Source organism: Mesorhizobium sp. M5C.F.Ca.IN.020.29.1.1, from assembly GCF_003997375.1.
In the GTDB taxonomy this organism is placed as follows: domain Bacteria; phylum Pseudomonadota; class Alphaproteobacteria; order Rhizobiales; family Rhizobiaceae; genus Mesorhizobium; species Mesorhizobium wenxiniae.
Genome location: NZ_RZSW01000381.1, coordinates 1 through 6,244 on the forward strand (window position 1 = coordinate 1; position 6,244 = coordinate 6,244).

Annotated in this window: 5 protein-coding genes and 1 pseudogene; all 6 read left to right on the plus strand. The window is 65.2% G+C overall.

The window, feature by feature from the left end; translation table 11 throughout:
- Window positions 1–94: 94 nt before the first annotated feature.
- On the plus strand, window positions 95–913 hold the full coding sequence (locus EOA85_RS24675; RefSeq protein ID WP_127211510.1) for a glycosyltransferase family 2 protein: 819 nt from the start codon (window positions 95–97) through the stop codon (window positions 911–913).
- Window positions 901–2,046: a glycosyltransferase family 4 protein gene (locus tag EOA85_RS24680; protein WP_127211511.1), complete on the plus strand. Its 1,146-nt coding sequence runs from the start codon at window positions 901–903 to the stop codon at window positions 2,044–2,046. Before EOA85_RS24675 ends, EOA85_RS24680 begins: the two co-directional genes overlap by 13 nt.
- The gene (locus tag EOA85_RS24685) at window positions 2,022–4,013 is read left to right on the plus strand and encodes a hypothetical protein (protein ID WP_127211512.1); all 1,992 of its coding nucleotides are present in this window, start codon (window positions 2,022–2,024) and stop codon (window positions 4,011–4,013) included. The genes EOA85_RS24680 and EOA85_RS24685 overlap by 25 nt, the downstream gene beginning before the upstream one ends.
- Window positions 4,000–4,758 carry a hypothetical protein gene (locus EOA85_RS24690; RefSeq protein WP_127211513.1) on the plus strand — a complete coding sequence of 253 codons (759 nt, stop codon included), beginning with the start codon at window positions 4,000–4,002 and terminating at the stop codon, window positions 4,756–4,758. Before EOA85_RS24685 ends, EOA85_RS24690 begins: the two co-directional genes overlap by 14 nt.
- A gap of 14 nt (window positions 4,759–4,772) precedes the next feature.
- The gene (locus EOA85_RS24695) at window positions 4,773–6,050 is read left to right on the plus strand and encodes a glycosyltransferase family 4 protein (protein ID WP_127211514.1); all 1,278 of its coding nucleotides are present in this window, start codon (window positions 4,773–4,775) and stop codon (window positions 6,048–6,050) included.
- Window positions 6,041–6,244: pseudogene (locus tag EOA85_RS24700) on the plus strand (hypothetical protein); the annotation flags it as partial. The gene EOA85_RS24695 and the pseudogene EOA85_RS24700, both read left to right, overlap by 10 nt.

The following is a 6,244-nucleotide window of genomic DNA, read 5'->3' on the forward strand; positions in this document are numbered from 1 at the left end:
ATGTGGAGCACCGGATTTTCGGGGAGCTCATGGGGTCATGGAAGCACAATATGCCCTCCGGACGGGTCCCATCGTACGACCTCGAAGCGCTGCCATGAACGCCGGGCTCTCCAGCATTCTCGCCCCCGTCGGTGCCACATCGCCGCCTGACCTGATTAATTTCGCGCTGCGGCGATCGCTGACTCTGCCCCGAGTCAGCTTCGTCGTCCCGACGCTCAATGAGGCCGAGAACCTCCCTTGGCTTCTGCCGCGCATCCCCAACTGGGCGCATGAGATCATTATTGTGGATGGTCATTCGACTGACGATACGGTCGCGGTCGCGCGTCGCCTGCGCGAGGACGTGAAGGTTGTCATGGAGTCCCGGCGGGGCAAGGGCGCTGCACTGCAAGCGGGATTCCTGGCCGCCACAGGCGACATCATCGTCATGCTGGACGCCGATGGCTCCATGGTCCCGGAGGAGGCGATCGTTTTTGTCAGTGCGTTGATGGCCGGCGCGGATCTCGTTAAGGGTTCACGCTTTATCCAGGGCGCCGGCACCGGTGACATGTCGCTGTTCCGGATGTTGGGCAACAGGGGGCTGACCCTGTTCGTGCGGCTGCTATATGGCGGTTGGTTCTCCGATCTATGCTACGGATACATAGCCTTCTGGAGCAAGCACGTCGCCACGCTGAACTGCGATTGCGACGGGTTCGAGATCGAGACCCTCATCAACGTGCGAGCCTTGAAGAACCACCTCAATATCGTCGAGGTGGCAAGTTTCGAGGCTCCGCGCATCAGCGGTGTGAGCCATCTGCGCGCCCTCCCGGACGGCTGGCGCGTCCTCAAAACCATCCTGCGCGAGAGGGTGCACCCACAGCACAGGCGGAGCGCGACAGCCTGTGATGGCGGTGGACAAACCCGATGCGAATCCTGATGGTTGCCGCCCGCTGCTATCCTCTCATAGGCGGCATCGAAACTCACATCCAGGAAGTCGGTGCCCGCTTGGTGGCGCGCGGCCACTCGGTCGACGTGCTCACCACCGATCCCTCGGGGGAGTTGCAGGTTGAGGAGGAGATGCGCGGCATGCGCGTGCGGCGCGTGCCGGCCTGGCCGAGGGAGCTGGACCTCTATGTTGCGCCCGGCATTTATACCGCGATCCGGCGCGGGGCTTGGGATCTGATCCATTTCCAAGGTTACAACACCTTCGTGGCGCCGATCGGGCTGCTCGCGGCCGTCCGAGGGGACCTGCCGTTCATTCTGACCTTCCACAGCGGCGGGCATTCCTCCCGGCTGCGCAACGCCGTGCGCGGCACACAGCACGCGCTGCTCCGGCCGCTGGTGGCCCGGGCCGCACGGATGATAGGCGTCTCCGAATTCGAAGCCGACTTCTTCAGCGTGAGGATGGGCGTGCCGCGGGAACGGTTTGTCGTTATCCCGAACGGCGCCGCGATGCCAGCCGGGAGCCCCGGCATCAAGGTCGATCCACACCTGATCGTCTCGGGCGGCAGGCTGGAGCGCTATAAGGGCCATCACCGGGTGATTGGGGCCTTGCCCGAACTGATCCACAGGGTACCGGACGTGCGACTACACATCGTCGGAACAGGTCCGTACGAGGGAGAGTTGCGGCGCCTCGTCGCGACGCTCGGCCTCGAGAAGCGGGTCACTATCGAAGCTATCCCCGGATCCGAGCGGCAGAAAATGGCAGACCTTCTGGCGGGCGCCGCGCTGTTCGTGCTGTTCAGCGACTACGAAGCCCATCCGGTTGCCGTCATGGAAGCCCTGTCGCTGCGCCGTCCGGTCCTTGTCAGCGACACGTCCGGGCTGCGGGAGCTGGCCGCCAATGGCCTATGCAGGGCGATTCCGCCCGACGCCGGTCCGAAAGAGCTGGCCGCCGCCATGGCCGAGGAGCTGAGGACCCATCGGGAGGTCCCGGATTTGGCGCTGCCGGACTGGGATGCGTGCGCTCAAGCGCTGAACGACGTCTACTGTGAGGTCCTGAGCAGCCGATCCACGGTCCGCTTGCCCTCCGGCGGCGTGACATCGTGGCCTCCTGCGACGAGGGCATGATGCTGATGATGCCGGCTCATTTCACCGCGGAAACCAGGACCAACCCGCTCCAGGCCGGGATAAGGTTCGTCTCGGCCGTTATCGGTCCCGACCTTCGCGGGGGCAGCGCCGATATCCCGCCGCAACGGGCCAACTCCGGATGGATCGCGGTTCTGTGCCTGACGGTCGCTTCGGCTCTGCTCCTGGTCGTGGCCGGGCACGCCGCCGGGCGCCGGGGCTATGACGTGGCGCCGCTGTTCCTCTGGTCCGGTGTCGTCCTCCTTGTCGTCCCGACCAGCCTTCGCATAGCTTGGCCGACAACAGCCAGGGGCGAGCGCGTCTTCCTCCTGTTCCTGCTTGCCGAAGCCCTGTTCTATTACAAGACGGTCTATTCCCCGACGAGCTTCGTCAGCCACGACGAGTTCTTGCACTGGATCGCAGCCGACGATCTTATGACGGCACGGCGGCTATTTCTGTCGAACCCGCTTCTCCCGATCGGGCCAACGTATCCCGCCCTGGAAATCGTTTCGACGGCGATCGTCAATCTGACGGGATTGCCATTGTTTGTGGCGGGGACGCTAATGTTGGCCGTCCTCAAGGGCACGTTCATCGGTGCCCTGTTTCTGTTCTTCGAAAGCATCACCGCATCGCCGCGAATCGCGGCCATCGCCTGTCTGGCCTATATGGGCTGCTCAACCTTCGTCCTGTTCGAGTCGATGTTCTCATACGAGAGCCTCGGCATCGTGCTGTGCGTGCTGATCTTCGCCGTCGAGGCAGCATCCAAGGACCTCGTCGGGCGAGAGCGGCTGAAGGCGCTTGGGCTGATCGCCCTGCTGTTGATGAGCCTTTCGGTCACGCATCACCTCGCGGCCTTCTACGCCGCCATCTACCTCGGAGCGGTGGCATTCCTCGAGGCTTTGCGCCGGGACGCCTCCATGCGGAGCGAAGCGAGGATCGCAGTGGGCTTCACGGGGATGCTGGCAATCGCCCTGCCAATCCTGTGGATGGAGGCGCGGGGCAACCATCTCGCAGGTTATCTCGGACCCATCGTCGAATCTGGCTTCAAAACATTGCTCGGAAAGATCGCGGGCGCCCCAAACTCGGACCAGCTCGGCGCGCCACCGCAGCCCCTCGCCATGCGGCTGACCACGCTGTTCGCAATCCTGCTGTTGGCACTTGGGCTGGCGACAGGATTCTTCCGGTCGCTGGCAACGGCGGCGCCGAGCGACGCGGGGACGGGTTGGCGTCCGCTTCAGGATGTTCTCGGGAGGCGCTGGCGCGACAGCCGCGTCGTTTTTCTCAGCCTGCTGGCCTTCGGCTTCCCGATCTCGGTGGCTTTCCGGCTGACCATCGGCGGATGGGAAATCGGCAACCGCATGGGAACGTTCGTGTTCATCGGCGTCGGGCTGGTCGTCGGGGTGAGCGTCGTCCACTTTTGGGAGGGCCGCACGCTACGCGGGTGGCGCCGCATCGCACCGGCCGTTGCTCTGGCGGTCATCGTCCTAGGCGGCGTTACGAGCGCTGCGCTCGAACCGTTACGTGGACGCTACAGGGTGGCGGCCGACCAGCAATCGATCGAATCCATGGGGATCGAAACGGCGCTGTGGACCAAAGCATGGCTCGGGGCCGGCAACCGCTTCACATCCGACCGCATAAATCGCCTGCTGCTCGCAAGCTACGGGCGGCAGGACGTGAGAGTAAAGATCGTCGAAGGCGTGCCTCCCTCGCGGGTGTTCGAGAACGAGACCTTGGGGCCTGACGAGTTTTGGGCCTTGGTGAGAAGCGATATCGATTTCCTGCTGGTGGACCTGCGCCTGTCCACTGCCCCGCCGGTGCTCGGCTTCTACTTCGAGCCGTGGCAACGGCGGGGAACGCCGCTCTCGGGCGCAGAGCTGCTTAAGTTCAATGACATCAAGGGCGTCACCCGCATCTACGACAACGGCTGGATCGTCATCTATGACGTGAGGGGATTGCATGAGAAATTGTAGCAAGCTGGACCTTCTGGCCGCGTGCCTGTGGGCGGGGGCCGCGGTGGCGGCTGTTGCGGTCAGCGACAGCTTGCTCATCCGTACTGCCCTGGGCGCGCCCATGGTGTTCCTCGTCTCGGGCCATACGGTGCTGAGGGCCATTGGCGTGAGGACCGGCTCCGCGTTGCAACACTTCGTCTACGCGGTCGGCGCAAGCCTCGCCGCCGGCATCGCCGGGGGCTTTGCCCTGAACGCCGCGGGATCGCTTACGCCGCTCGGCTGGGGGCTGTGGTTCTGGGGCGTGACGGCAGCCGCGGCACTGGTGGCCGCCTGCCGCCGCGACACTCCCGATCTGCCAGCCTGGCCGGCTCCGGCGCGGGTCCGGCTCTGGCAGGGGGCCGCGTTCATGCTAGCGCTGCTTGTGGCGACCGGAGCCTATGCGCTGGCCGTCGGGGACGAATCGGCCTACCGGGAATTCAAATACACCGCGTTCTGGTTGTTGCCGTCGGCCAGTGGCGAGTCCGGCCGGATCACCGTCGGCATCAGGAGCGCCGAGACTCAAACTCAGCTGTTGGACCTGGAAATCACCCTCGACGGGCAACCGTTCGCCATCTTCCGATCGCTCACCATCGCGCCGGGCGAGAGCTGGGCGCGGGAGATCCCGGTGCCCGTTTTGGCCACCCCGCAGAAGGCGGATGCCCGGCTCTATCGGCCGGAAGACAACCGACTCTACCGCAGCGTTTCGACGCTGGTGCCGCACATCTGAAACGGGGCCTGACCATGCGCATCCTGCTACTGTCGCAGTTCTATCCTCCGGTGATCGGGGGAGAGGAGCGGCACATCCGCAACCTCGGCGCGGCGTTGGCGCAGCGGGGCCATCACGTCAGCGTCGGCACCTTAATGCATCCCGGATCGCCCGAAACCGAGCTGGACGGCGCGGTCCGCGTGCATCGCCTGCGCGGCACGCTCCAGCGTCTGTCGGGCCTCCACACCGATCCCGAGCGCCGCCACGCGCCACCCTTCCCGGATCCCGAACTGGTGCTAGCCCTGAAGCGGCTGGTCGCCCGGGAGAGGCCGGACGTCGTCCACGCCCATAACTGGATCTACGCGTCCTTCCTGCCGCTCAAAGTTCTGAGTGGGGCACGCCTCGTGGTTACGCTCCACGATTACAGCCTTGTCTGCGCCAAGAAGAATTTCATGCACTTGGGCACCCATCTCTGCAGTGGCCCAGCACCGGCGAAGTGCCTGCCCTGCGCGGCCGGGCATTACGGGGCGGTGAAAGCAGCCGTGACCACGTTTGGCAACTGGGGGTCGAGCTTCGCCGCCCGGCGTGTGGTGGACCGTTTCATCGCGGTGAGCCACGCGGTGGCGCGTCACACCGGACTGACCGAAGGCAGCGCCCCCTACGAGGTCATCCCCAACTTCGTGCCCGACGATGTCGGGGTGCTTGGCCCGGAAAATCCCTGCCTGCGGCAGCTACCCCGGGATGAATTCATCCTGTTCGTCGGTGACATGATGCGCCTCAAGGGCATTGACGTTCTCCTGCAAGCCTATGCCGGCCTGGAGCGGGCGCCGCAGCTGGTCCTGATCGGGCGCCGAGTCGCCGATACGCCAACAGAGTTTCCGCCGAACGTCCGCGTCTTCAGCACATGGCCGCATTCCGCCATCATGCATGCTTGGCGGCGCTCACTGTACGGCGTACTGCCGTCGGTCGGGCCCGAAGCCTGCGCGACGGTCATCATGGAAGCGATGGCGTCCGGCAAGGCGGTCGTTGCAACCGGCGTCGGCGGCATGCCGGATCTAGTCGATCATGGCGAAACTGGGCTTCTCGTGCCGCCCGGTGATGCGCACGCCCTTTCCCACGCAATGCAGACCCTTCTGGAGAACCGCGCCTTGCTCGCCCGCCTGGAGGCGACAAGCCTCGCCAGGGTCGGCCGCCTCAAGGCCGGAGCGGTCGTGACCCGGATCGAGCAGGTCTACCGGGACGTCCTGCGCCCAGCCGCCAGCAGGGCAGCGGTGCCGGCGCAGCAAGGTTCGGGAGAGCCATCTTGCCGGTAGACCTCGTCAGGACGGCCATTATTCGCGCCCGGCGAGAGCTTCGAAAGAGCGCCGCGCTCGTGCTGAATTCCAGCGCTCTGGCGATCGGAACGATTGCAGCGGCCGGTCTCGGGTTTGTCTATTGGTGGCTCGCGGCGCGGCTGTTTCCGCCGGAAGTGATCGGCAAGGCCGCCGCCCTCCTGTCCGTGATGGCG

Coding starts and splice junctions, on each gene's coding strand:
- EOA85_RS24675 (WP_127211510.1), top strand. CDS start 95: ATGAACGCCGGGCTCTCCAGCATTCTCGCCCCCGTCGGTGCCACATCG.
- EOA85_RS24680 (WP_127211511.1), top strand. CDS start 901: ATGCGAATCCTGATGGTTGCCGCCCGCTGCTATCCTCTCATAGGCGGC.
- EOA85_RS24690 (WP_127211513.1), top strand. CDS start 4,000: ATGAGAAATTGTAGCAAGCTGGACCTTCTGGCCGCGTGCCTGTGGGCG.
- EOA85_RS24695 (WP_127211514.1), top strand. CDS start 4,773: ATGCGCATCCTGCTACTGTCGCAGTTCTATCCTCCGGTGATCGGGGGA.